This window comes from Candidatus Photobacterium acropomis, from assembly GCF_030685555.1.
GTDB classification, from domain to species: Bacteria; Pseudomonadota; Gammaproteobacteria; order Enterobacterales; family Vibrionaceae; genus Photobacterium; species Photobacterium lucens.
Genome location: NZ_CP131609.1, coordinates 46,857 through 72,753 on the forward strand (window position 1 = coordinate 46,857; position 25,897 = coordinate 72,753).

Annotated in this window: 21 protein-coding genes and 1 tRNA gene; 10 read left to right on the top strand and 12 right to left on the bottom strand. The window is 42.3% G+C overall.

Translation table 11 applies throughout. The features are described from left to right. Positions 1-25: 25 nt before the first annotated feature. Together Q7657_RS06755 and Q7657_RS06760 are read right to left on the bottom strand one after the other, a co-directional pair. Positions 26-967, bottom strand: coding sequence for a general secretion pathway protein GspB (locus Q7657_RS06755; protein WP_107167039.1), 942 nt, complete (start codon positions 965-967; stop codon positions 26-28). Beyond that, positions 967-2,637: an ExeA family protein gene (locus tag Q7657_RS06760; protein ID WP_181319889.1), complete on the bottom strand. Its 1,671-nt coding sequence runs from the start codon at positions 2,635-2,637 to the stop codon at positions 967-969. The genes Q7657_RS06755 and Q7657_RS06760 overlap by 1 nt, the downstream gene beginning before the upstream one ends. Positions 2,638-2,867: 230 nt before the next feature. Between Q7657_RS06760 and Q7657_RS06765 the strand changes: the two genes are divergently transcribed. Beyond that, positions 2,868-4,103, top strand: coding sequence for a multifunctional CCA addition/repair protein (locus Q7657_RS06765; protein WP_107167040.1), 1,236 nt, complete (start codon positions 2,868-2,870; stop codon positions 4,101-4,103). 75 nt (positions 4,104-4,178) lie between these two features. On the opposite strand, the gene Q7657_RS06770 is transcribed toward Q7657_RS06765, so the two are convergent. The 3 genes from Q7657_RS06770 to folB are packed head-to-tail and all read right to left on the bottom strand — an operon-like array spanning position 4,179 to position 5,873. Continuing rightward, positions 4,179-4,982, bottom strand: coding sequence for an undecaprenyl-diphosphate phosphatase (locus Q7657_RS06770; RefSeq protein WP_008989798.1), 804 nt, complete (start codon positions 4,980-4,982; stop codon positions 4,179-4,181). A gap of 58 nt (positions 4,983-5,040) precedes the next feature. Then, positions 5,041-5,523, bottom strand: coding sequence for a 2-amino-4-hydroxy-6-hydroxymethyldihydropteridine diphosphokinase (gene folK / locus Q7657_RS06775; RefSeq protein ID WP_107167041.1), 483 nt, complete (start codon positions 5,521-5,523; stop codon positions 5,041-5,043). Next, positions 5,520-5,873, bottom strand: coding sequence for a dihydroneopterin aldolase (gene folB, locus Q7657_RS06780; RefSeq protein WP_053987218.1), 354 nt, complete (start codon positions 5,871-5,873; stop codon positions 5,520-5,522). Before folB ends, folK begins: the two co-directional genes overlap by 4 nt. Positions 5,874-6,121: 248 nt before the next feature. On the opposite strand from folB, the gene plsY reads away from it, so the two are divergent. After that, a complete protein-coding gene (gene plsY, locus Q7657_RS06785; protein ID WP_107167042.1) occupies positions 6,122-6,733 on the top strand; it encodes a glycerol-3-phosphate 1-O-acyltransferase PlsY in 612 nt (203 codons plus the stop codon). A gap of 57 nt (positions 6,734-6,790) precedes the next feature. Here the strand turns inward: plsY and tsaD are convergent, their stop codons facing one another. Continuing rightward, complete coding sequence (gene tsaD, locus Q7657_RS06790) at positions 6,791-7,810, bottom strand: tRNA (adenosine(37)-N6)-threonylcarbamoyltransferase complex transferase subunit TsaD (RefSeq protein ID WP_107167043.1); 1,020 nt, start codon at positions 7,808-7,810, stop codon at positions 6,791-6,793. Positions 7,811-8,058: 248 nt separating this feature from the next. Between tsaD and rpsU the strand changes: the two genes are divergently transcribed. The 7 genes from rpsU (at position 8,059) to Q7657_RS06825 (ending at position 15,834) form a co-directional block, all read left to right on the top strand. Beyond that, a complete protein-coding gene (rpsU, locus tag Q7657_RS06795) occupies positions 8,059-8,274 on the top strand; it encodes a 30S ribosomal protein S21 (protein ID WP_005301411.1) in 216 nt (71 codons plus the stop codon). A 30-nt stretch (positions 8,275-8,304) separates the two neighbouring features. After that, the gene (locus Q7657_RS06800; protein WP_053987221.1) at positions 8,305-8,748 is read left to right on the top strand and encodes a GatB/YqeY domain-containing protein; all 444 of its coding nucleotides are present in this window, start codon (positions 8,305-8,307) and stop codon (positions 8,746-8,748) included. Positions 8,749-8,882: 134 nt separating this feature from the next. Next, a complete protein-coding gene (dnaG, locus tag Q7657_RS06805) occupies positions 8,883-10,640 on the top strand; it encodes a DNA primase (RefSeq protein ID WP_053987222.1) in 1,758 nt (585 codons plus the stop codon). 92 nt (positions 10,641-10,732) lie between these two features. Continuing rightward, complete coding sequence (gene rpoD, locus Q7657_RS06810) at positions 10,733-12,589, top strand: RNA polymerase sigma factor RpoD (protein ID WP_107167044.1); 1,857 nt, start codon at positions 10,733-10,735, stop codon at positions 12,587-12,589. A 203-nt stretch (positions 12,590-12,792) separates the two neighbouring features. Continuing rightward, positions 12,793-12,868: transfer RNA gene (locus Q7657_RS06815), tRNA-Ile, on the top strand. Positions 12,869-13,445: 577 nt separating this feature from the next. After that, a complete protein-coding gene (gene pykF, locus Q7657_RS06820; protein ID WP_053987224.1) occupies positions 13,446-14,858 on the top strand; it encodes a pyruvate kinase PykF in 1,413 nt (470 codons plus the stop codon). A gap of 352 nt (positions 14,859-15,210) precedes the next feature. Continuing rightward, positions 15,211-15,834, top strand: a complete 624-nt coding sequence (locus tag Q7657_RS06825) for an FCD domain-containing protein (RefSeq protein WP_053987233.1) — start codon at positions 15,211-15,213, stop codon at positions 15,832-15,834. Positions 15,835-16,156: 322 nt separating this feature from the next. On the opposite strand, the gene ilvN is transcribed toward Q7657_RS06825, so the two are convergent. From ilvN to Q7657_RS06855, 6 genes are all read right to left on the bottom strand, one after another. Then, positions 16,157-16,654, bottom strand: a complete 498-nt coding sequence (gene ilvN, locus Q7657_RS06830; RefSeq protein ID WP_008989809.1) for an acetolactate synthase small subunit — start codon at positions 16,652-16,654, stop codon at positions 16,157-16,159. Beyond that, positions 16,654-18,372, bottom strand: coding sequence for an acetolactate synthase 3 large subunit (locus tag Q7657_RS06835; protein ID WP_107167045.1), 1,719 nt, complete (start codon positions 18,370-18,372; stop codon positions 16,654-16,656). The genes ilvN and Q7657_RS06835 overlap by 1 nt, the downstream gene beginning before the upstream one ends. Before the next feature lie 326 nt (positions 18,373-18,698). Beyond that, a complete protein-coding gene (locus Q7657_RS06840; RefSeq protein WP_107167046.1) occupies positions 18,699-20,522 on the bottom strand; it encodes an AMP-dependent synthetase/ligase in 1,824 nt (607 codons plus the stop codon). Positions 20,523-20,891: 369 nt separating this feature from the next. Further along, entirely contained in the window at positions 20,892-21,848 is a 957-nt protein-coding gene (gene leuO, locus Q7657_RS06845) for a transcriptional regulator LeuO (RefSeq protein ID WP_053987227.1), read from the bottom strand. Between the two features lie 324 nt (positions 21,849-22,172). Then, positions 22,173-23,291 (bottom strand): MJ1255/VC2487 family glycosyltransferase, encoded by a 1,119-nt coding sequence (locus Q7657_RS06850; RefSeq protein ID WP_107167047.1) that lies wholly within the window; start codon positions 23,289-23,291, stop codon positions 22,173-22,175. A 10-nt stretch (positions 23,292-23,301) separates the two neighbouring features. After that, entirely contained in the window at positions 23,302-23,811 is a 510-nt protein-coding gene (locus Q7657_RS06855) for a phosphatase PAP2 family protein (protein ID WP_107167048.1), read from the bottom strand. Between the two features lie 509 nt (positions 23,812-24,320). Between Q7657_RS06855 and leuA the strand changes: the two genes are divergently transcribed. After that, positions 24,321-25,862, top strand: coding sequence for a 2-isopropylmalate synthase (leuA, locus tag Q7657_RS06860; protein WP_023932259.1), 1,542 nt, complete (start codon positions 24,321-24,323; stop codon positions 25,860-25,862). Positions 25,863-25,897: the final 35 nt, after the last annotated feature.

Here is a 25,897-nt window from a genome sequence, read left to right on the forward strand (position 1 = left end):
TGCCTTTTTTATTATCTGCTTGTCGTTACCACTCTGAAAGTGCTGGCATACTGATTTCATAACCATCGTATTTCAAGATCACATCACGAGCTTCAATTCGTGCTAGTTTCACGCCCGGTGCAATCTCATCACCTTCATGCAATTCTTTACCATTTACCTTTACCCAACGATTTGCTGGTTTTGAAGAGTAAATATGTTGCTCAAAGTTCATTTTCGGTAATTGGTTTTGAACCGATGTTGGTAATAAACCAATCGGGATCACCTTGCTTTTAGGCTTAGCAGCAACAGGTTTCGTAGCTTCCTCATCAACACTACGATCTAACTCGTTGTCTTGATAGTTTTCACCATCAGTTGCCACAATGGCAGACTTCAACTGCGCAGCAAGCTCAGGTGATAATCCTGATAAATCTAAATTATCAAGCTTGTAAGGATCTTGATAATGCTCCGCTTTCTTAGGTGTAGGCTGACTCACATCAGGTTGTTCATAGCTTGGTTCATTGGCAGAATATGACTGAACAGGCTCTGTCACCTTATATTCTTGATACGCAGGCTCTGCCGAATACAAACTATCCCCCACTGGAAGTGGCTCTGTGACTAAAGAAGGAAAGTCCAAAAACAATACATCTTGATCTGAAGAGGTTACCACCGCTTTTTTCTTAGCCGCAGGTGCTTTTAACATTTGTTGCTCTTGCGTCGATATAACAGGTGCAGCATGCACTTCTCCTGACGCTAATGGCGCTTGTTGTTCATGTAACGACTGCGACTGATGATAGTATTTATAAGCCACAATCGAAGCGGCAGGCAATAACGCAATCACTAACGGTAATAACCACGATGTTGATGTTTTATGTGCTTTAACACTACGCATCGGATGCACCACTTTTGCGGCTCCTTGTAATACTTTAGCATCCATTTGATCGCTATTTTTCGTATCTGATTGCTTTAAGCTATCTAACAATTGAGACATTAACTTTGCTCCGGCTGTAACGTCGGCCCAGGTAAATTCATCGCAGAATCTAATACCATCAGTGTCATTGGTCCTGCAATACCATCTGCCGTTAAATCTTGAGAGCGTTGGAAACGACGCAATTTATCTAATACGGATTGATCAAAATAGCCTTTACGAGGCTTATCCTCACCAAGGAAATCATTCAATTGTTGATCAAGCCATGCCACTCGAGGGCCATTTTGGCCAAAACGAATAGTGCTTTTATCCCCTAACGGCGGACGCCACAACAGGCTAAATTTGCCATTCCAACGGGCTTCAAACCATTTTGGTGAAACGGAAATACGTTCCTTACCCAATAAAAGCTCGATACGATCATCTGTAATCGCATACACCACCGCATAAAACGGTTTCTTAGCACCATCTTCTAATGTCACCACCACAGGGCGATTAATTAACCCTAATTTGGCAAGTGTCGTTTTACCATCAAAACAAGCGAGGCTAATACGTGAGCTTGTCGCGCAGGTTGCTTGATTTAATGCAGTATCAAAGCCCCATAACCGATATAAGTTTTGCATCGCTATACGCTCTTTTCGGCTACCATCAATGGCTTTTGCTAAGCGAGAAAGCGTGGTTGCTTTGGTATTCATCTCTGGCGTTGATGCTAACGATGCTGGTGCCTCTACAGCTGATAAATCTGCCGCTGCATACAATGACTGATTCGGCTTGATCGGTGTTGCCTGAGGTGCTGCAGGCAACGGCCAATAATGCCATGCCCCTACCGCTAAAGCAGAGCAAACGGCTACAGCGATACCCCATGGTAACCACGATGATGGGTGACGTTGAGAGCTTCCAGAACGCGATGAAGACGACATGGCTGGCACTTGCCAACTTAGAATATCTTCACACGCTTGCACTGCCATCGGCTTACTCACTTGATGGGTGCCTGCTTGGCAAGCTAGCTGCATCGATTTATCACACACTAAATTGATTAAACGAGGAATGCCTTGGGTTTGTTTCGCAATATATTTAATGCTGCTAGCATCAAATACCGGGTATAAACAATCAACAGCAGTTAAACGGTAGTGAATATATTCACTGACTTCCGCTTCAGTCAGCGGTAATAAGTGATAGCGTGAAGTAATGCGTTGAGCAAGCTGGCGTAGACGCTCTTGTTGCAATAACTGTTGTAATTCAGGCTGACCTATTAACACCACTTTGAGCAATTTACGGCTATCCGTTTCTAAATTGGTCAACAAGCGTAATTGCTCTAACACATCAGGCATTAAATGCTGAGCTTCATCCACCAATAGTAAGGTCTGACGCCCTTCCGCATGGTTTGCCATCAAGTGACGATAAATAATATCGGTAAGCTGCTTAAAACTCGCATCAGACTCATAACTGAGTCCCAATTCATCACAAATAGCGGCTAGTAAATCATGAGCTGAAAGCGCAGGATTTAAAATCACGGCTACCTGTGTTTGGTGTGGTAAACGAGAAATCATTGCACGTAATACCGTGGTTTTTCCCGTTCCAACTTCACCGGTTAGCAAGCCGAAACCACCACCATCGGTTAATCCTGACAGCATATGTGTCAATGCTTCTCGATGTCGTTCACTGAGGTAGAGAAAACGCGCACTAGGGACGATCGAAAAAGGCGCTTCAGTGATCCCGAAAAAGTCCTGATACATAGAAAATACTCTGGTGCCTAAATGAGTGGTTAAAATAACGTAAATGCGTATTAGTTCTTAAAGACGCAACAATATAGCAAGATTTATTATCATCGGTATTCTTGCGAATATTGTATACTGCCTTGCTGTAGCACATCGACCAAGGTCACATTGATCGAGATATTATGGTCAGTTTTAAACAAAAGCGATAGAGATTCATCTCTGTAGAGTGAGTGATAAAGGAGCCTTCATTGCAAACATATCTTGTTGGTGGTGCCGTTCGTGACACCTTATTAGGCCTTGCGGTAACAGATAAAGACTGGGTTGTAGTCGGTACAACGCCTGAAGCGATGCTCGCTGCTGGCTTTGAGCAAATCGGCAGTGATTTCCCTGTGTTTTTACACCCAAAAACCAAACAAGAGCATGCATTGGCCCGTACTGAACGAAAATCAGGTCACGGTTATACTGGTTTTGTCTGTTATTCTGCTCCCGATGTGACGCTTGAACAAGATTTACTGCGTCGCGATCTCACCATTAATGCAATTGCACAAACGTCTAATGGCGATCTGATCGATCCTTACCATGGTCAGCAAGATATCACGAACAAAGTGCTACGCCATGTTTCTCCCGCTTTTGCAGAAGATCCCCTTCGTGTATTACGCGTTGCTCGCTTTGCTGCACGTTTTGCCCATCTTGGCTTTACTGTTGCTCCCGAAACTATGGCACTTATGCAAGAAATGGTCGTTAGTGGTGAGTTGGCAAGCTTAACTCCAGAGCGTGTCTGGAAAGAGTGGGAAAAATCATTATCAAGTAATGATCCACAAATGTTCCTGACTGTTCTTCGTCAGTGTGGCGCACTCGCGATTGTAATGCCTGAAATTGACGCGCTTTTTGGTGTCCCACAACCCGAAAAATGGCACCCAGAAATCGACTGTGGCATTCATACCTTACTGGTTGCGAAAAAAGCCGCTGAGCTCAGCACAGATAAAACTATCCGATTTGCCGCACAAGTACACGATCTTGGCAAAGCACTATCACCAAAAGACGATTTGCCACATCATAAGATGCATTGTCGCGATGGTATCAAACCAATTAAGGCACTTTGCCAACGCTTACGTGTACCTAATGAATATCGCGATCTGGCGCTATTAGTATGTGAGCAACACACCAAGATCCACCATGCCGAAGAAATGCGTGCCGACACTTTTATTAAAATTTTTGATCAAATCGATGCATGGCGTAAACCAGAAAGAGTGGCACAACTTGCAACATGTTGTCGTGCTGATGCTCGCGGACGTACTCACTTTGAGCAAACACCATACCCACAAGCTGATATCTTCCAAGCTGTATTTGCTATCGCCCAACAAGTGGATGTAAAAACAATTGTTGCTGCTGGGTTTAAAGGCGCGGAGATCAGAGAGCAGTTAGCCGCAAAACGTGTAGAGGCAGTCACGCTACATTTAAAAGCGACACGCCAAAGTAGCTAAGTATTATCCTCAAATAAAAAACACAAAAAAGCCGACGTGATGTCGGCTTTTTTGATCTTAAATAACGCGCTCTAATTACTTAGACATCAGGAATAAGAATAATCCGATACCTAAGATCAAACGGTAGATAACAAATGGTGTCATACCCAAACGTGTTACTAGCTTTAAGAACACATGAATACACGCATAAGCACTGATAAACGAAACAGCAATACCAATGCTTAGATTACCAAAATCGATTGGATCTGTGCCTGTCACCAATTTTAAACCAAGGTAACCACCAGCAAGCAGAATAATTGGGATCGACATTAAAAATGAGAAACGTGCTGCTGCTTCACGAGTAAAACCAAGATAAAGCGCTGCCGTCATGGTTGCGCCTGAGCGTGACGTCCCCGGAATGATCGCCGCAGCCTGCGCTAAACCAATAAATAACGCACTTTTCCAATTAGCTTTGTACTCATCATCAGTTTGCTTGGCACGTTTATCAACCCACCAGAGCAATAAGCCGAAGATAATCGTGGTACATGCAATCACCCAGGCTGAGCGCAAATACATTTCGATAAAATCTTTCATCACTAAACCGAAAATACAGGCAGGGATCGTTGCTATTACGATCATCCATGCTAATTTCGATTCAGCACTGTGCTCACGCTTAAAAATGGAATTTAGCCATGCACTGAGTAACGCCACGACTTCTTTGCGGAAATAAAGAATAACCGCCATTAAAGTACCGACGTGAACAGCCACATCAAATGCTAAACCTTGATCCGGCCAGCCTAAGATTTCAGAAGGTAGAATAAGGTGAGCAGAGCTCGATACAGGGAGGAATTCTGTTAACCCTTGAATAAGTGCCAACATGAATGCTTCAAAATGACTCATTAATTGTCCTTAATTTACAACACAAAACATCATAGTTAGTACCAATTAACTATGATAGTTAAATGACAAACTCAACAGGCCATAACTCCTGCTGTTGAGAAAAATTTTGCCAAAGTTGAGCTAACGTTTGTGTCTCTTTAGGGATCACAAGTTCAGGGCTCAACTCACTTAACGGCCATAACACAAAAGCAAAACGGTAAATATCTGAGCGTGGTAGTACAGGCAATTCAGTACTTACTACATCACCGTATAAGAGCAAATCAAGGTCGATAGTACGACTTTGATTCTTTACAGCATGCTCAGGGCGACCTAGCTGACGTTCAATCTCTTTTAACTGAACTTGTAATACAGTAAGAGGCAACAAGGTTTGGATTTCAATGACCGCATTAAAAAAATTATCGCCATCAAAACCGACTGGTTTAGCTTCAAATACTCGTGACATTCGCCACTGATTTGCCAGTTTTTTTACCGCATCTAAACCGGCTTTTAAGTGATATTCACGCTCAATATTTGTTCCAATACTGATATACGCTGTGATCACTTACTGCCTCGCTCAATTTGCACACCCACACCACGAGCATTTGCAACAGCACCAGGTTTTGTTACTCGCACTTTCACCCATGGCACATTGAAATCTGTCATGATCAAGCTCGCCACTTCTTCAGCAACACGCTCAACCAATAAAAAACGCCCTTGTTCAATCAGGTTTGTGACTGCGGTACTGACCGTTGAATAGTCCAACGCCAACATCACATCATCGTTATTAGCGGCAGGACGATTGTCATGTGCCATTTCCAAATCAAGCACAAGTTTTTGCTTAATTTCCTGCTCCCAGTCATACACCCCAATAGTGGCAATGACTTCTAATTGTTCGATAAATACCGTATCCATGCTAAATCGCTAATTTTGTTAGAGGTCGGATACCCAATATCAGCAAAAACGCGTATTATCAGGTAGTATTCGTTAACATGTATATTGCAAATAAGTATGCAACATTACCAATGTTAACTTGGGCTGGGACTATACCACAGCCATGAACGAGTCAAAATTTCTAACCCGTAATATTGACTCAGATAAGATCCAGTTAACATTTCAATTCATGTTGTACTGGCACTGCCCCTAGATAATCGGAATAGTAAATGACGCCATTAGCGCTACTGATGATCATTGCCGCCTACTTACTAGGCTCTATTTCTAGTGCCGTACTCATTTCACGGCTATATTGCCTTCCCGATCCTAGAAAAAGTGGCTCTGGTAACCCTGGTGCGACAAACGTCCTTCGATTAGGAGGCAAAAGTGCGGCTGCCATGGTATTAGTTGCTGATATTTTAAAAGGCATGCTGCCTGTTTGGATCAGCTACTTTTTAGGTATAAATCCGTTCCTATTAGGGATCATTGGTATTGCGGCCTGTTTAGGTCACATCTACCCACTGTTTTTTCACTTCCAAGGCGGAAAAGGCGTAGCAACCGCGTTAGGCGCACTTGCTCCAATTGGCTGGGATTTAAGTGGCATGTTGATTGGTACATGGATAGTTGCACTGGCAATCACGGGTTATTCTTCAGCAGCTTCTTTGATCGCTGCACTATTAGCCCCGATGCTGACATGGTTAGTCAAACCAGAATACACCATGCCAGTTTCTATGCTCTCTTGTTTGATTATTTTCCGGCATCACGAAAATATTCGTCGTTTACTCGATGGTGAAGAAACTAAGATTTGGGACAAATTCGCTAAGAAAAATTCAAATTCTTAAGATAATAAAAAAGCGAGGTGATCACCTCGCTTTTTGCTATCAGTCTTACGACAACACTTATTCTGCAATCGGTTTTAGCTGATCGATAGGCCAACGAGGATAAGCTTTCACACCTAAATCCATCGTTTCTTTATTTTTCAAACGCTGCATACCCGCATAAGCGATCATCGCACCGTTGTCTGTACAAAATTCTGTACGAGGGTAGAACACTTCACCCTTTAGGTTTTTCATCATGCTTTCAAGCTCTTGACGCAAGTACTTGTTCGCACTTACACCGCCAGCAATAACCAATCGCTTCAAACCAGTTTGCTTTAGCGCACGCTTACATTTAATCGCAAGTGTATCAACCACCGCTTCTTGGAATGCAAAAGCGATATCAGCACGGGTTTGCTCATCATCATCGTTGTCACGAATAGTATTCGCTGCAAATGTTTTCAAACCAGAGAAACTGAAATCAAGACCTGGGCGATCTGTCATTGGACGTGGGAACTTAAAACGGCCTGGCGTACCTTTATCTGCCATTTTAGACAACAGTGGACCACCGGGATAATCTAAGCCCATCATTTTCGCTGTTTTATCAAAGGCTTCACCTGCCGCATCATCAATTGATTCGCCAAGGATTTGATACTCACCGATCCCTTTCACTTCCACCATCATAGTATGACCGCCAGAAACTAACAGGGCGACAAATGGAAACTCAGGTGCGTGCTCTTCAAGCATTGGTGCAAGCAAGTGACCTTCCATATGGTGAACCGCAACGGCAGGTAAATCCCACGCATACGCAAGGCTACGACCAATGGTTGCACCCACTAATAATGCACCAACAAGACCAGGACCTGCGGTGTAAGCCACACCATCAAGATCTTCATGCGTCATACCAGCCGATGCTAGTGCAGCTTTGATCAATGGGATTGTTTTCTTCACGTGGTCACGAGATGCCAATTCAGGCACCACACCACCGTAATCAGCATGTAACTTTACTTGGCTGTAAAGTTCATGTGCCAAGAGACCTTTTTCATCATCGAAAATAGCTACGCCTGTCTCATCACAGGAAGTCTCGATGCCCAGTATACGCATAACAACCTCTATACTATTAGGGGGATCAAATGAAAAATCGGTATGGTTTCAATAACAACCGATCACTCAAATAGGGTTAGGAAGTACTAATTAAGGGGCATGTTACCGTTGTTGACAGAAATTAACCAGTTCATAGACGCAGAATGCTTTACAAATGCCCCTAGATCAGATTAGAATTTCGCACCATTTTTAATCAGCTGACACTTTGACGTCAGCTTTAAACCGAATCACTCTGAGGTGAGTATTACATGCCAGTAATCAAAGTACGTGAAAACGAACCGTTTGACGTAGCACTACGTCGTTTCAAGCGCTCTTGCGAAAAAGCAGGTATCCTTTCTGAAGTTCGTCGTCGTGAGCACTTCGAAAAGCCAACTACTGTACGTAAGCGCGCTAAAGCAGCGGCAGTTAAGCGTCACCTGAAGAAATTGGCTCGCGAAAACGCGCGTCGCGTTCGTCTGTACTAATCTTACGATTAAAAACAGAAGGATCGCGTAATGACTCTAATTGAACGTCTTAAAGACGAACAAAAAGCGGCGATGAAGGCGAAGGATAAACCTCGTCTTGGCGCTATCCGTTTAGCACTTTCAGCAATTAAACAACGTGAAGTTGACGAAAAGATCACTCTTAACGACGACGACGTGTTGGCTGTATTGACTAAAATGGTAAAGCAACGTCGTGACTCTGTAGCTCAATACGAAGCTGCAGGCCGTCAAGACTTAGCTGATGTTGAGCACGCTGAAATCAGTGTTCTAGCCGAGTTTATGCCTCAAGCATTAACTGAAGAAGAAATTTCTGCGTTAATGGATGAAGCTATTGCTGCGACTGGCGCTGCTAGCATGCAAGACATGGGCAAAGTGATGGGCGTACTGAAACCGCAAATTCAGGGTCGTGCCGATATGGGGATTGTTAGCAAGTTAGTGAAAACTAAACTAGGTTAATCACTCTCCTATTCAGCGACAAGCCGTGCTATCCTTTTGGGGATGCGCGGCTTGTTTGTATCTGACCATCTCAGATCGCACATCCCTTCTAAAACTTATCTTCATCATTTTACTATCAGGTTATTTGCTTTCTTATGGCAGGAAAAATCCCTCGCTCATTTATTGATGATCTCATTTCTCGACATGACATTGTCGATGTCATTGATGCGCGAGTGAAACTCAAAAAACAAGGTAAGAACTTTGGTGCTTGCTGCCCTTTCCATAATGAAAAAACACCGTCATTTTCAGTTAGCCAAGAAAAACAGTTTTATCACTGCTTTGGTTGTGGTGTGCATGGCAACGTTCTTGATTTTGTGATGGAGTTTGATCGCCTTGATTTTGTTGATGCTATTGAAGAACTTGCTTCGCAACTAGGCTTAGAAGTCCCACGTGAAAACGATGGTAATAATACACATCGTGGCCCAAAAGCGGCCGATAAACGCAACTACTATGAATTGATGGGCCAAGTATCGCAGTTCTATCAGTCACAACTCCGTACTAAAGAAGGTGAGATTGCGGTCGATTACCTAAAAGGGCGTGGTTTATCTGGCGAGATTGTTAAGAAGTTCTCGATTGGCTTTATTCCCGATCAATGGGACATGGTACGTAGCCGATTCGGTAGAGATAATGAATCGCAAAAAGCACTTGTGAACACAGGCATGCTGATCGAAAACGACAATGGTCGTCGTTACGATCGCTTCCGTGGTCGAGTGATGTTTCCAATTCATGATCGTCGAGGTCGAGTGATCGGTTTTGGTGGACGTGTCATCGGTGATGGCACCCCAAAATATCTCAACTCACCTGAAACCGACATTTTCCATAAAGGTCGTGAGCTTTACGGCTTATATGAAGTCCTACAAACTCACCGTGAACCAGAAAAAATCATGGTGGTTGAAGGCTATATGGATGTAGTGGCGCTTGCGCAGTTTGGTGTTGATTATGCCGTCGCCTCGCTAGGGACATCCACGACAGGCGATCATATCCAAAGCCTATTTCGCCAAACCAGCACCGTAGTATGCTGCTATGACGGCGATAGAGCCGGCCGAGATGCGGCATGGCGCGCGATGGAACAAGCATTGCCGTACTTAACCGATGGCCGTCAACTTAAGTTTATGTTTCTGCCTGATGGCGAAGATCCTGATTCTTGTATTCGCGCAGAAGGCAAAGACGCCTTTGAGCTTCGCGTAAACCAAGCAATGCCGTTATCAGAATTTCTGTTTAATAGCCTAATGCTACAAGTTGACACTACAAGTCGTGAAGGCAAGGCAAAACTCAGTACGCTAGCCGTACCTCTGATAGATAAAGTCCCGGGCGGTACGCTAAGGCTATACTTACGTGAACTGCTTGGCAAAAATTTAGGCTTACCTGACGAAGCACAGCTACAACAACTAATATCAATGCATGGCAAAGAATCTAAGCCTGTAGGCCAAGTACAAATTAAACGTACGCCTATGCGTGAAGTCATTGCCCTGCTGATCCAGCATCCTAACTTTGTCACTCAACTCGAATTTGATATGAGTGCATTTGATAATATTGAATTATCAGGCTTAAATTTATTGCTATCGATAGTTGATAAATGCCGAAATAACCCCAATATCAGCACTGGACAGCTTTTAGAGCACTGGCGCGGCACCAAAAATGAAGCCATGATGGCAAAGCTTGCTGCGTGGGAGCTACCGTTGTCGAAAGATGAAGACAACAGCTTAGATGTATTTTTAGACGCAATGGACAAAATTATTGATCAATGCGTTGAACAACAAATTGAACAGTTGCAGACTAAATCAAGAACTGTCGGCTTATCAGTCGAAGAAAAACAGGAATTACAGTTACTAATACTGAATCGTCCTGTTTAATAAGTAGTCAACAATTAAGAAATTTGTTATAATGACTGGTTTGCAACTCTGCATACTAAATTATCACTCAGACCCGAAGTTGGATACCGTCTATGGAGCAAAATCCGCAGTCACAGCTAAAGTTACTTGTTGCGAAAGGCAAGGAACAAGGCTATCTGACCTACGCCGAAGTAAATGACCACCTACCAGAAGACATTGTAGATTCTGATCAGGTTGAAGACATTATTCAAATGATTAATGACATGGGTATCAAGGTAGTTGAAACAGCACCTGATGCCGATGAACTCATGATGACTGAAGATAATGCCGACGAAGACGCCATTGAAGCTGCGGCGCAAGCATTATCAAGCGTAGAAAGCGAGATCGGCCGCACGACAGACCCAGTACGTATGTACATGCGTGAAATGGGTACGGTTGAACTACTTACTCGCGAAGGCGAAATTGATATCGCAAAACGCATTGAAGATGGTATCAACCAAGTTCAATGTTCAGTCGCTGAATACCCTTCTGCGATCGCTCACCTACTAGAGCAGTTCGACAAAGTAGAAGCTGATGAGCTTCGTATCACTGATATTATTTCAGGCTTTGTTGATCCAAACGAAGAAGCTACAGCAGCACCAACAGCAACGCACATTGGTTCAGAGCTAAGCGAAACCGATCTTGAAGATGAAGATAAAGATCTTGAAGATGATGAAGACGATGACGAAGACGCAGAAAGCAGCGATGACGATGACGGTAGCATCGATCCAGAGCTTGCGCGTGAAAAGTTCATCGAGCTACGCCAAGCTTACGACAAGATGGCGCTAGCAATTGAGACCAATGGTCGCCAAGACAAGCAAACTGAAATTGCTGTTGAAGAGCTATCAGAAGTATTCAAACAGTTCCGTCTGATCCCTAAACAGTTTGATCGCCTTGTTGGCTCACTACGTGACGCGATGGATAAAGTACGCACTAACGAGCGTCTTATCATGCGCATGTGTGTAGACAACAGTAAGATGCCTAAAAAGACCTTCGTTACACTATTTGCAGGTAACGAAGCGAACCAAGATTGGATTGATGAAGCACTAAATTCTGGCAAGCCATACGCTGAGCGTTTAAAAACATACGAAGAAGATCTTCGTCGTTCAGCAATTAAACTGCGCATGCTAGAAGAAGAAACGGGTCTTTCAATCGAGCGTATTAAAGACATCAGCCGTCGTATGTCTATCGGTGAAGCAAAAGCACGCCGAGCGAAGAAAGAGATGGTTGAAGCAAACTTACGTCTGGTTATTTCTATCGCTAAGAAATACACCAACCGTGGTCTGCAATTCTTGGATCTAATCCAAGAAGGTAACATTGGTTTGATGAAGGCGGTTGATAAGTTTGAATACCGTCGTGGTTACAAGTTCTCAACTTATGCAACATGGTGGATCCGTCAGGCAATCACGCGTTCAATCGCCGATCAGGCACGTACGATCCGTATCCCTGTTCACATGATTGAAACGATCAACAAGCTGAACCGTATTTCTCGTCAAATGCTACAAGAAATGGGTCGTGAGCCGTTACCGGAAGAATTGGCTGAACGCATGCAAATGCCGGAAGACAAGATCCGTAAAGTATTGAAGATTGCTAAAGAGCCAATCTCAATGGAAACACCAATTGGTGATGATGAAGATTCACATCTAGGTGACTTCATTGAAGATACAACTCTTCAATTACCAATGGATGCGGCAACAGCTACGAATCTACGTGCAGCAACGAACGATGTCCTTGCTGGCTTAACACCGCGTGAAGCCAAAGTTCTACGTATGCGTTTTGGTATTGATATGAATACTGACCACACGTTAGAAGAAGTTGGTAAGCAGTTTGACGTAACGCGTGAACGTATTCGTCAGATCGAAGCAAAAGCGCTACGTAAGCTACGCCACCCAAGTCGTTCAGACGTACTACGTAGTTTCCTAGACGAGTAATCTAGCACGACATAAAAAAGCGAGCACTGAGCTCGCTTTTTTTATATCTCAAACTCGGTATATAACAAGTCAAGTCGAAATACCGCTATACAATGTTCAGTTTTAGCTTACTTAAATTCTTCTAACTGTTGAAAAAGCAAACAAAATCCAAACCTTAATCGCTAGACAAGGGCAGAACCATCCCCTATAATTTGCCCCATATTGGCCCCTTAGCTCAGTGGTTAGAGCAGGCGACTCATAATCGCTTGGTCCCCAGTTCAAGTCTGGGAGGGGCCACCAAATACAGAAAGGCCGAAATGGTTATCCATTTCGGCCTTTTGCTTTTCTAATAATCGCACTTTCGATTCACCTCACAAAAGCCATCATTAAGATTTCATCAGTTACTCGATAGTCAGTTAAATACAAAAGAAAATATTGTCTTCTTAAAACAATATTGAATAACCCTTCAACTCTTGATAAATGACAATACTTTATTTTTATTTTTCAGCATAATCATCATCGTTGCGTCACATAGCAATGAGACCATTTAGCCTCTTAACTCTAAGTGCAAATAAAAAGAGTTCTGCTATAATGTTGCGCTTATTAATCACGGATTTGATTAAACAGTTTCATATTACTGGCTAAACGCAAGTACCAAGATCTAACCAACGATGAGTAACGATTAAAAATTCAATACCACCACTTTATCAAAGCGCCAACGTTTTTATAAAGTAATGTTTATCGAGTTTTTTATTACAACCATCATATCAACAGTTATCTCATTAAAGGATGTAGCAATACAGAAACTAACATGATGATAATCGTTCTATGGTGATAATTTCCCCTTGGGTAAAAGTTCGTCTGGAGAGAACCCTCAATGAAAAAGACCAAGATCGTATGTACGATTGGACCTAAAACTGAATCTGTAGAAATGCTTACTAAACTAGCTAACGCTGGTATGAACGTAATGCGTCTAAACTTCTCACACGGTGACTTCGAAGAGCACGGTCAACGTATCCGTAACCTTCGCGAAGTAATGGCTAATACAGGCAAAGAACTAGCAATCCTGTTAGATACTAAAGGCCCTGAAATCCGTACAATCAAACTAGAAGGCGGTCAAGACTTCTCTCTAGTAGCTGGTCAAGAGTTCACTTTCACAACTGACACTTCAGTTGTTGGTAACCAAAACCGCGTTGCTGTAACTTACCCTGGTTTCGCTAAAGATCTAACTAAAGGTAACACTATCCTAGTAGACGACGGTCTAATCGAAATGGAAGTGCTTGAAACAACTGATACTGAAGTTAAGTGTAAAGTTCTTAACAACGGTGACCTTGGTGAAAACAAAGGTGTTAACCTACCAGGCGTTTCTGTAAAACTTCCAGCACTTGCTGAAAAAGACAAAGCAGACCTTAAGTTTGGTTGTGAGCAAGGCGTTGATTTCGTTGCTGCTTCTTTCATCCGTAAAGCAGAAGACGTACAAGAGATCCGTGCTCTTCTAGCAGCTAACGGTGGCGAAAACATCCAAATCATCTCTAAGATTGAGAACCAAGAAGGTGTTGATAACTTCGACGCTATCCTTGAAGCTTCTGACGGTATCATGGTTGCTCGTGGTGACCTTGGTGTTGAGATCCCAGTAGAAGAAGTTATCTTCGCTCAGAAGATGATGATCGAGAAATGTAACCGTGCACGTAAAGTTGTAATCACTGCAACTCAAATGCTTGACTCTATGATCAAGAACCCACGTCCAACTCGCGCAGAAGCGGGCGACGTTGCTAACGCAATCATGGATGGTACTGACGCAGTTATGCTTTCTGGTGAATCAGCGAAGGGTAAATACCCAATCGAAGCTGTAACTATCATGGCTCAAATCTGTGCTCGTACAGATGACGTTCTTAAGCCTGAGCTAGGCTCTCGTCTAGATAGCCCACGTCTACGTATCACTGAAGCGGTATGTAAAGGCGCAGTAGACACAGCTGAGAAGCTGAATGCTCCACTGATCATCGTTGCTACTGAAGCTGGTAAGTCTGCACGTTCTGTACGTAAATACTTCCCAACTGCACGCATCCTTGCAGTAACAACAAACACTAAGACAGCAGCTCAACTATGTCTATCTAAAGGTGTTACTCCTGTTGTTGTTGATTCAATCGAAAGTACTGACGCATTCTACCTACGTGGTAAAGAGCTAGCACTTGAGACTGGTCTTGGCGCTAAAGGCGACATCGTTGTTATGGTTTCTGGTGCACTTGTTGCTTCAGGTACAACTAACACTGCATCTGTACACGTACTATAATTCGTACTCACAAATGCTAAAAAGGAGCCCATGCGGCTCCTTTTTTATTATCATCAATTAAGCTCATATCCTACATATATTACTCAAGAACATCCCTATAAGATAAGAGGTATAACCTACAACTCATGAGGTTATATCGCTCATTTAGCCATCACTAGTTTGATATCCCTTCTATAAATGACCAAATACCATCTAAAATGTTTAAGCAATAAACAAAGCAAGGTATAATTAATTTTAGCCGAACTGTAAAGTTCGATATACAGCAAAGCAAAATCCCAATAATAATAATAACGGGATAATAATAACAATAATGAGGACTCACGTGTCTAGCCCGACTTTAACAAATCAGGTTATGGAAGTAATTCGACAGGACATCTTGCTCGGTAAACTCACTCCTGGACAAAAACTGGTTGTAGCTGATCTAAAAGAACGCTACAACGTTGGTGCATCGCCAATCCGTGAAGCATTGGTGCAATTATCATGGAAGAAGTACATTAAATTTGCACCACAAAAAGGCTGCTGGGTAGCCCCTGTCTCTATTGAAGAGCTACAGGATCTTTTCAGTGCTAATAAAATTATTTCACGTGAACTATTAACACGTGCAATTACCCATGGTGATGAAGCATGGGAGCTTAATATCCTAACTGCTTACCATAAACTAAGCCGTCTTGATCCTACGTCAGATGAAACAGATTTATCTGAATGGGAACAACGTCATTGCGATTTCCATACCGCAATTCTTACCAGTGAGCATTCTCCTGTAATGCTAGATATCTACCATGATATCTATGATCAGATTAAGCGATATCGCCATATTTGGGTCAGTAAAACCCGACAAGTCGAAGATCGTTACACTGATGAAGGTGAACATGAAGCATTGATGAAAGCAGTGCTAGCACGTGATGTTGAGCTCGCACAAAAGATCATGCACACCCACTTTGAACGTGCGGTAGAAGATATTAAAAACTATCTTTAATACGCTTAGTTTAAAATAATAAAAAGCTCGCTAACCACTTAGCGAGCTTTTTAGATCTTACCAGCCAAAAATCTCTTTATGATGGGTATTGAGTAGTAAAACTACCAATAAAAAGTAGATAGCACTCACTTTAAACCCCAAAATAACCAGAGTAGCTGTGGTTAATCGGACCAAAAATTGCTGCAGCATCGCTTACCTCTGTGGTACAGCGCTTCCCTGCCTTCTGCTCCTCAATTAAGCTTAGTCTATGTTTATTAAACCATTACAAACAAAAGAGCCGATTGCTGCTATCAACAATCGGCTCAATATTAATCGGCTATGATTATGCTCTTAGTGCACGCTCTCCACGGGCCATACCCACTACACCACTTCTAGCAACTTCAATAATTTCAGTTGCTTCACCGACAGCTTCCAGAAAAGCATCAAGTTTATCGCCAGTACCTGCAAGTTGAATGGTATATAACTGACTGGTCACATCAATGATCTGTCCACGGAAAATATCTGCAGTGCGTTTAACTTCTGCGCGAGCAAAACCACTGGCTTTCACTTTCACTAACATCAGTTCACGCTCTACATGTTCCGACTCAGTAACATTACTCACTTTTAAAATATCGATCAGCTTATGCAGTTGTTTTTCAATCTGCTCATAAGCCGATTCATTTTTAACATTTGTCGTAATGTTTAAACGAGAAAGCGTTGGATCATCAGTTGGTGCAACGGTTAACGATTCAATGTTGTAGCCACGCTGAGAAAACAGACCAACCACACGAGACAATGCGCCCGGTTGGTTTTCAAGTAATACTGAAATGATTCTACGCATTATGTTCTCTCCGTTTTACTTAGCCACATCTCATTCATTGCACCACCACGGATCAACATTGGGTACACATGCTCCGTTTCATCGACGCTGATATCGATGAAGACTAATTTATCTTTCAGCGCTAACGCTTTTTCTAATTCACTTTCTAATTTATTCGGATCTGAGATACGTACACCAACATGACCGTAGGCTTCAGCTATCGCAGCAAAATCAGGTACTGAGTCCATGTAAGAGTGAGAATGTCGACCTTGGTAGATCATGTCTTGCCACTGCTTAACCATGCCTAAGAAACGGTTGTTTAAGTTAATAATTTTAACTGGGATATCATATTGCAGTGCGGTCGATAGCTCTTGAATATTCATCTGAATACTGCCATCCCCCGTGACACACACCACTTCTGCATCAGGCAGGGCAAACTTCACCCCCATCGCAGCTGGAAGACCAAAGCCCATGGTGCCAAGACCACCTGAATTGATCCAACGGCGAGGCTTATCAAACGGATAATAGAGAGCAGCAAACATTTGGTGCTGACCTACATCTGAGGCAACATACGCATCACCATCAGTTAAACGATGCAACGCTTCAATCACTTGTTGTGGCTTAATACGCTCGTTACTCGTCTCGTAGTTTAAACACTGGCGATCACGCCATGTTGTGATCTCTTGCCACCATTGATCTATAGCTACTTGATCATTTTTCACTTCGTGCTCTTTTAACTGTTTTAGCATTTGATTTAAAACAGTATCAGCAGAGCCAACAATAGGAATATCAGCAGAAACCGTTTTAGAAATTGATGAAGGATCAATATCAATATGCATGATGGTCGCATCAGGGCAATACTTCTCTAAGTTATTGGTCGTACGATCATCAAAACGCACACCTACCCCAAAGATCAGATCAGCATTGTGCATCGCCATATTGGCTTCATAAGTCCCGTGCATACCTAACATGCCTAGACATTGCTTATGAGTACCGGGAAACGCACCAAGCCCCATTAAAGTGTTAACTACTGGAATATTTAATGATTCAGCAAGCTCTATCAACTGCTCGCTACACGATGACATGATCGCGCCACCACCAACATATAAGACGGGCTTTTTCGCAGACAGCAATGCTTTTACGCCGCGCTTAATTTGGCCTTTATGGCCTTGCGTAGTGGGATTATAAGAGCGAAGGGCAATCGACTCTGGATATTGATAAGGATACGCTTCTGCAGGGTTTAACATATCTTTTGGAATATCAACCACAACAGGACCAGGACGCCCTGTTGACGCAATGTAGAATGCTTTTTTAATGATCGCTGGAATATCTTCAGGCTTGGTCACTAAAAAGCTGTGTTTCACCACCGGACGTGAGATCCCGACCATATCACATTCTTGAAAAGCATCATTACCAATCAAGCTACTCATTACCTGACCGGATAGCACCACCATTGGGATAGAATCCATATAGGCTGTTGCGATACCTGTAATAGCATTGGTTGCGCCAGGGCCTGATGTGACAAGCACAACACCAACTTCACCCGTTGCACGTGCGTAACCATCAGCCATATGCACAGCGGCTTGTTCATGGCGAACAAGGACGTGTTCAATATCGCTTTTCTCATGAAGGGCATCGTAGATATCAAGAACTGAGCCACCAGGGTAGCCGAATATATGCTTAACGCCTTGATCGATCATAGAACGTACGATCATATCAGCGCCGGACAACATCTCCATATTTTGTCTCCAGGTCGATGAAACATAGTTAGGGCTTATTTTTAGCCTAATAAACACATGATCTTGTCATGCTATGTATGCTGCGCTAAGTCATAACAAAACGCAGTTACCTGTAACAACTTTAACGCCTTTGCAGCATTTAGATCCAGTAGCTAAATAGAGTTTACGGTTAAAATCTAACAAATGACTTATTCATAAGTATTTCTACAAACAACCTCTTTGGTTGCCATATCAATAACTAGATTATTAAACCGATACCAAACATGTCACTAGTGATAATAAAAAAGGAGCCCCAAGAGGCTCCTTAATTTATTAAAAGTAAAACATTAATCGTCTTTATGAGAGGCCTTTTTATGGCTTTCCTCATACATGCGTTCAATTTCTTGATGGTAACGATCTTGGATCACTTTACGACGCAGTTTTTGCGTTGGGGTTAATTCACCATGATCCATCGAGAACGATTTGGGTAACAAGGTAAATTTCTTCACTTGCTCAAAACGGGCTAAGTCTTTTTGTAGCTCAACGACGCGCTTTTCAATCAACTCAACAATTTGGCTATGTTTGATCAGCTCTAAACGGTCTTTATATTTGATATTCAATTCACGAGCGTGCTCTTCAAGGGTCTCAAAACACGGAACGATAAGCGCTGATACAAACTTGCGGGTATCCGCAATAACAGCAATTTGTTCGATGAAGTGATCTTTACCGATAGCCCCTTCAATCACTTGTGGTGCGATGTATTTACCACCAGAAGTTTTCATCAACTCTTTAATACGATCAGTGATAAATAAGTTACCTTGCTCATCAATGTAGCCCGCATCACCAGTTTTCAAGAAACCATCTTCAGTGAAGTTTTTCGCTGTCTCTTCAGGCATGTTGTAGTAACCACGCATCACCATCGGACCACGTACTAAGATCTCGTTTTCTTGACCGATCTTCACTTCAGCACCTGGCATTGGCATACCGATGGAATCAGGGTTATAACAGCTGTCATCCCAACAAGATACGGTTGCTGTGGTTTCAGTCATGCCATAACCCAGCTTCACATTAATACCGATGGCATGGAAGAAACGACCGATACCTGCATCCAGTTTTGCACCACCACATGGCATGAATTTAATGTTACCACCAAGCACTGCCTGCAGTTTTGATAACACCACTTTCTCAGCTAATGCATAAGATTTCTTCAATAACCAAGATGGCTCACGACATTCTTGGCGTGCAACCGACATCTTCGCGCCCATATTAACCGCCCATGTGAAGATCATTTTACGGTGTAATGGTGCACGAGAAACTTTGTCGTGAATACCAGAGTAAATTTTTTCAAATACGCGTGGTACCGCTGACATGTAATGCGGTTTTACTGTTACTAACGCTTCTTTTAGCTTGTTTGTATCTGACAGATAACAGTTCACCACACCACGATGGAGCACATAGAACGTCCATGCGCGCTCAAATACGTGTGATAACGGTAAGAAACACAGTGATGTGTCGCCTTCATCTAAAGCTAAACGCTGATCGTGCGCTTCGATTTGTGAAGCAATATTCGCGTAATCTAGCATTACCCCTTTAGGTGTACCAGTTGTACCCGAGGTGTAAATAAGGGTGATCAGATCATCCATTGCTTGTTCAGCTAAACGGGCATCTAGCTCTTGCTGATACTCTACGCTTGCTTGATTAACAAAGTCATTGTAATGACAAGCTAATGGGTGCTTAGGAATAACGACATCATCAGATAAAGCAACAATTCGCTCTAACTGAGGGCATTGTTCTGCAATTTCGACAGCCGCATCCATTTGCGCCTGCTCGCCAACAAATAAAACTTTTACGCTTGCATCTTGCAGAATATAAGCTGCTTGTTGCGGTGTACTTGTTGGGTAAATAGGAACAGTAATACAACGATTGTATAAAGTAGCAAAATCAGCCACAGTCCAACGAGGCATATTATTTGAGAAAATACCTACTTTATCTTGAACTTGTAGACCCTGACGCAATAGCGCTAACGCCAATTGCTGAATTTGTTCACCAAAACAATTCCAACTAATATCTTGCCATTCACCATCAACTTGATGACGTAATGCTGCCTTCTCGCCTAAACGGGCAATTTGGCTACGAATGCGGTGAACAATATGAAAATCGTGTTGTGCCATAAGTACTCTGTTTTTTTAGCTTACACTTGTAAGCTGATTCGAGGTATGCAGTCTACAATTCAGCCTATAAAAAGCCAACCATAATGCGCATAAAAATATCTATTCTGATGCCCGAACTTCACTCTACGCCTTATGAATAAAGGCTATCAAACGACTTTTTGAGCAATTGATAAAAGTGTAAGAATCTATAAATAACATGGATGAACAGCGAAACCCCACGCTTACACTTATATACCGAAATGACTTGAGTATATTAATAATATTATCATTTCACTTCTCGTATTTACTGCTCTTACCACTACTGTTCATAGGGATATAATAAAAAAGGTCAGCAACTAGGCTGACCTCTCTTTCAATGATGCTTATAGATTACTGTGCTAGATCGCCACAGATAGCCATTAATTGATCGCGCATCCAAATGTTACCTTTGTCTTTTTGTGTTGATTCATGCCAACTTAGGTAACCACTGATCTTGTTGTTCGCAAATGGTAGCTCTAATACCTTTAATTGTAGGTTATCAGCCACAGATTCCGCTAACCAACGAGGTGCTACAGCAATCAGTTCAGATTGACCTACAACGTACATAATATTGCTCAGGCTTGCACCTTGATATGCTTCGTTATAATTCACTGCTTGATTGTAAATATGATCAGCAAAGTTTTTTACTTCTGGTACATTTTTAAGTACCGCATGCATTTCATGGTTAAACTCGGATTCTGAAATAGTATCACCTAAACGCGGGTGCTTATCTGAAGCGATAACCACTAGCTCATCGCTGAACAATTCTGTACTACAAAAACCTTGCTCATCAAAGCGTACATAATCAATAACAAAATCGATTTCCTGATAACGCAATTTTTGTGCTAAATCCGCTTCAAATTCTGCTTCAAGTTGTACACGCAAGTTCGGCGCTTGAGTGCTCATTTCTGTCAGAATTTGTGGTGCAAAACGCATGTCTGAAGGGCTACAAATAGCAAGCTTAAATGAGCGGCTCGATGTCTGAGGACTAAAGATAGAGCACGGCAATTCATTCTTCACTAATTGCAACGCTTGGCGTAATGGACCAAACAATTGTTTTGCTCGTTGAGTAGGTTGAATACCACGGCCATGGCGAATAAAAAGTTCATCATTGAACATAACTTTCAGGCGAGCAACAGCATTACTTACAGCAGGTTGTGACATACCCAAATTATGTGCAGCACGAGTGATATTTTGCTCTTGCATCACGGCATCAAAAACCGTCAATAAGTTAAGATCAACACTACGTAATGTCGATTCCATTGAGTAATTGTCTGCTGGGTAAACTGTAGATGTCTTACGTGTCATGTTATGCCTCTAATTATTAATTTATAGGCATATCCGTTATGCCAGCAGTAACTTAGAAGCCTAACGCTAACTTCTAGTGTTACTCCCCTAAACTCGGGATGAGGCAAGTATTATCCAAACCGATTGATGAGACTAATAATAGAAAATAAGCGATCATGAAGATTGTATGAATCGATAAACATTCAGAAAACAAAACATTAAAAATCAAATATATAGTTGATACATAAAATAAATAAAAAAAGATATAAATAAAAATTTAGATTGTTTTTTAATATAAAACCTCACCACCAATTCAAGAATAATCAGTACTCTAAGGTCATTAATTCACTTCATTAATGGTTTAGTTAACGAAAGGTTCGAGGTGATATATTGGCTTTCTGGATAATGTTCTGACATCACCTCACAAACTAACTCAGGGAATTCAACTTGCGACCAAAGTGTATTTTGTAGCGTTGTTATATCATCCCAATCACCACTAAGTAACCACTTACCAACTTCACTTGCAACATCAGGAATTTTGACTCGTCCTACACTTTCACTATCTAGCCATACTCGCATCGTCGTGACATCTAACGACTGAGTAACATGAGCCAATCCCATCATTGCTAAAGTGGCAACATTACTGCTTTGTTCAAATTGCCCTTGTAGTGGTTTCAACAACAATTTTTTTCCCAGTGAAATCGCCTCCGATGGCAATTCAAATCCCCCGTTTGCCACCACGCCTTTGCATTGATGTAAGTGATGATGAAAACCATCACGACTAAGTGGCTTTAACTGCACATTTTGCCATTGAGATTCAACCTCAATATCGGGGTGATAACAGACAAAATTAATCTGCTGAAAATGTGAAAGTAGCTCGGTAATTTGAGTTAAGGATTCAAATGGCAAATACACCAAAATGAACGATGCTTGATTGATGCTTGGCTTATCAAAACAAGGAATAATCGGTGGTAATATTGGACAGTTAAAATGATACCAATGTAGTCCAATTTGATACTGAGTTGGAGCAAAATAACGCGTCAATAATCGATCAAATAAGCTGTCGTTAACCTTAGGTACATGATGAAGAAATGCCGCTTGGTGGCTAAGCGATAAACTGGGTACTTGCTGTTGCTTGGCTGCCCATGCTGTTACTGGATCAAAATCATTAAGCACCAGATCATAATCGGATAAATCTAGCGCTTTCACTTCTTGACGAAAATAACCTAACTTCAGCTGACGCCACGTTTTCCACTTTTGCACGCAGCCTTGCTCGGTAACAAACGTCAGCCCTTTACCTACTTGAAAGTCACCAAAGCAACTCATATCAAAAAATTTGTCTGCGGCTCGACCTGAAAAGTAATAATCAACCTCACAGTCTAACACCTGAAAAACCCGTGCCATTTCGCGAGCGCGAGAAATATGACCATTGCCTGTACCTTGGATCCCATAAAGTATTTTCATTGTTTATTCCTCACAAGGTAACACTGACTAATTCAAAGCAAACAAGGCCTAATAACGCACCTGCCACAATGTCGCTAAAGTAATGTACCCCCAGCAACACACGAGATAGTCCAATGCAGCTAGCCCAACACCAAACCAAGAGGCTAAAAGCAGGAAAAAAACTTGAAATCAACGCCGCCATCATAAAAGCGGCCGCAGTATGACCTGACGGCAAGCTGTAGCGATCGGAAGGTTTAATAAAGGTGGGTAAACTGACTGGGCGATCGCGTTTGAAGCTATTTTTCAACAGCCAGTACAGGGGCAATTCAAGTAAAAACATCAATAAGCCGTAGCGTAAAAATGCACTACCTTGTTGATCATCAAGCAACCATACCATCAAGCCAATCAAAGCATAGAGATGTCCATCGCCTGTACGAGAAACAATACGGCTGATCTTAGCCACAGAAGGGGTAAAACGATGACAAAGACAAAGCGTTGAAAAGGCATAGTCAAAACGCTGAATAGGGCTTAATAACGTCATCTATCAATCTCCTTTTTATAATTATCACTAGCATAAAAAGGAGTTATGACAGCAAAGTTAAGCTTCAAAGGAGACTCAATGACAATCCATTTCTCTATTAAAAAGCAAGAAAATGTTAGCTAAATGTAATAAGAACAGATACTTTAAAATAATATTGATAGCATCATGCCTTGTGCTTATATCGAGAAACAACACTTTCTTTTAATTTAAAATCAACACCTTAATGGTATATTTGTAAAATAAACGTAATTATTGGTTGACCTTTGACCTGTCTATTTGGTATTCATTTGTTAATTAACTTTATATAAGTGTGTACAAGATGAAAAAGCATTTCTCATTACTCCTAAGCCTCCTCCTTATCGTGACTTAATCGCGCGGGTTGCTTATGGGTGGGAAATGCCACTGATGAATTTAGAACCCGCGCCACTTGCGCGGGTTTTTTCATATATCGACTAGCGCAAGTGAATGCGAACTAACCTGTAACGGTAATAGACTAAAAGGAAGTAGCAATGAAAGATCAGGTCATTATTTTCGATACCACGCTACGTGACGGTGAGCAGGCCCTATCAGCAAGCCTAACCGTAAAAGAAAAGCTACAGATCGCATACGCATTAGAACGTCTAGGTGTTGATGTTATTGAGGCGGGTTTCCCAGTTTCATCACCAGGTGATTTTGAGTCAGTGCAGACCATTGCCAAAAATATCAAAAATAGTCGTGTTTGTGCCCTTTCTCGTGCCGTTGCGAAAGATATTGATGTGGCAGCAGAATCTTTAAAAGTCGCAGAAGCTTTTCGTATTCATACCTTCATTTCCACTTCGACCGTTCACGTCCAAGACAAACTGCGTCGCAGCTATGATGACGTGATTGAGATGGGTGTTGCCGCAGTTAAACGTGCTCGCAATTACACTGATGATGTCGAGTTTTCTTGTGAAGATGCAGGTCGCACTCCTATTGATAACCTGTGTCGTATGGTAGAAGCTGCGATCAATGCAGGCGCGAACACCATTAATATTCCAGATACCGTAGGCTACACCCTACCAAGTGAATTTGGTGGCATCATCACTCAACTATTTAACCGTGTTCCGAATATCGATAAAGCCATCATCTCGGTTCACTGTCATGATGATTTAGGTATGTCTGTTGCTAACTCAATGGCAGCGGTTCAAGCGGGTGCTCGCCAAGTGGAAGGGACGATTAACGGCTTAGGTGAACGTGCAGGTAACTGTTCGCTAGAAGAGATCGCCATGATCATCAAAACCCGTCAAGAGCTACTTGGCGTGACCACCAATATCAAGCACGATGAAATTCACCGCACCAGTAAAATGGTCAGCCAACTGTGTAACATGCCTATTCAGGCCAACAAAGCGATTGTTGGTGCTAATGCCTTTAGTCACTCATCAGGTATTCACCAAGATGGCATGCTAAAGAACAAGAACACCTATGAAATCATGACGCCAGAATCTATTGGCCTTAAAAACCAAGCGCTAAACCTAACTAGCCGTTCAGGTCGTGCAGCAGTGAAAAGCCATATGGATGCCATGGGTTACACCGAAAACGAATACAACCTAGATAAATTGTATGCGGATTTCCTAAAGCTAGCGGATCGTAAAGGTCAGGTGTTTGATTATGATCTTGAAGCGCTGATGCATTTTTCCAACCTACGTGATGAAGATGACTACTTCAAACTCAATTACCTAAGCGTGCAATCAGGCAGTGTAATGGCAACCACCAGCATCAAGCTGCAATGTGGTGATGAAGAAAAATGTGAAGCGGCTGTCGGTAATGGCCCAGTTGATGCGCTATACCAATGTATTTACCGTTTAACAGGTTACGACATCGTATTGGATAAGTTTGATCTAACCGCCAAAGGTGAAGGCGAAGATGGTCTAGGTCAGGCAGATATTATCGCTAACTATAAAGGCAGAAAATACCACGGTACGGGTCTCGCAACCGATATTGTTGAAGCCTCTGGTCAAGCCCTACTGCACGTTATTAATAGTATTCACCGTGCCGATCAAATTGAAGAGATCAAACAGCGCTCTGCTCATTGAGCTGATAGCAAACCCAGATAACGAATTTTAATGTT